The 1,499-nt window shown below is 33.6% G+C and carries 2 protein-coding genes; one reads left to right on the top strand and one right to left on the bottom strand.

The genetic code is table 11. The features are described 5' to 3' along the window. A partial coding sequence (locus Q1553_RS00145; RefSeq protein ID WP_300842644.1) for a hypothetical protein occupies window positions 1–297 on the top strand: 297 nt, incomplete at its 5' end. Between the two features lie 2 nt (window positions 298–299). Here the strand turns inward: Q1553_RS00145 and Q1553_RS00140 are convergent. After that, window positions 300–1,499 (bottom strand): Cj0814 family flagellar-dependent secreted protein (locus Q1553_RS00140; RefSeq protein ID WP_300842643.1); only part of this gene is annotated, 1,200 nt, incomplete at its 5' end.

Raw genomic sequence — 1,499 nt, 5'->3', positions numbered from 1 at the left:
GTTGTGGGGGGAGCAATTTCATATGTGAGGACAGAAAGAAAATATGGTTTATATACAAATAACTACTATCTAATCACAGAAGCTATAGGTAGTTCATTGTATAATGATTATATTAAAGCTATCAACCCCAATACAGAATCACTCTATCTTGTTCATAGGTATCAATTAAAATATTCTTGGTCTTACTCTGGGCAATATCAAAAGAGTTGGCTAGAAGTGAGAGATAAGAATACAAATAAACTCCTTAGACAGCCATTTATAAGCAAATTTACAAAGACTTATGCCTACACAAAATAACCTTATCCTACCATAGCCTTAATAGTTGTTTTAAGATAATCCATAAAATCTTGGTTGTTTAGGGCTTGGTAGCGTTGTTCTTGTTTAGGAGTACAGGAATCCCATTCTAAATATCCCTGTAAATTCATTTTGCTAGGTAGCAAATGGGGCTCTTTGTTGCCTTGCATAAAATAGTAGTAAAGCCACAAATTGCATTCAAGACTAGATTTTATGAAATCATCAATACTTAAATCTCCAGCTTTTATAGCATTATAGTTCCTTACACTATCGCCACCATAATAAAACTTCTCAAAATTTTCCAATGCTTTTTGGTATTCGCTCTTTATTGTTTCGGGCGATTGCGCTTTAAACACTGCTCCTTGTTGTGCCATAAAAGCTACGAGCAATCCCTCTTTGGAAATGTTGTTTTCGTTAATGTATTGTTTAATACTAAAGGATTCATCACACATATAAAGGTCAGATTCGTTGATGCTGCCGTCCTTTTCAAAAACAAAAAATAAACTTTTAGCCCCATTGCTTAATCCCAAATTAAATAATATATCCTTTTCGCGCATTGCAGATTCTAGCTCTTCTTGATTTTGATAAATTTTAGTCATCTCCCCACTATCATACGCAATTCCAGCAGGAAAATGTTCCTGTAATTCTCTCAAATTATAAGCGTTTTTTGTAGAATCTTTAATGAGTGGCTCTAATTGAGTGTAAGCCCATTTAAAAACGCTTGCAATATCAAGTTTATTAAAATAACTCTGCCCATTAGCAAGTGGCATCGCACCCGCATAATATACGCCATTTTGAAGCGTGAAGTTTGCGCTCTCTTCGCTTGGCATAGACATTGTATTAGGGGTTGCATAAGTTTTGTGCATTTTTTGTAGTGTTTCTTTATGTATCTTAAAATCACTAGGCAATCCTGCTTTTTTATTAAAATCTGCCCCCATAAACCCATTTTCATCAACACTATATCCAAAAAGTGTTGCTTTATTGTTGTTTGGTGCTAATGTCTGAAAATCATTCATTTTTAAAAAAGCAAAATTTGCTAAATCCTCATTCTTTAAAGAATTGTTTTTCGTTTCTGCATTTTTGTTTTGCGCCAAAAAGAGGGTTTGAAAATCCTCCTTAGACAAATTTGCATTCACATTAGAGTTTATCTTATTAAAGTTTGAGTGAGAGGTAAGCGACTTATTTTTTATTTCCAGCATTTTCCT

Origin of the sequence: Helicobacter sp. UBA3407 (assembly GCF_949747025.1) — a bacterium.
Classification (GTDB): Bacteria; Campylobacterota; Campylobacteria; order Campylobacterales; family Helicobacteraceae; genus Helicobacter_D; species Helicobacter_D ganmani.
Note: the sequence above shows the minus strand (reverse complement) of the source record. Positions and strands in the feature narration are given on the sequence as shown.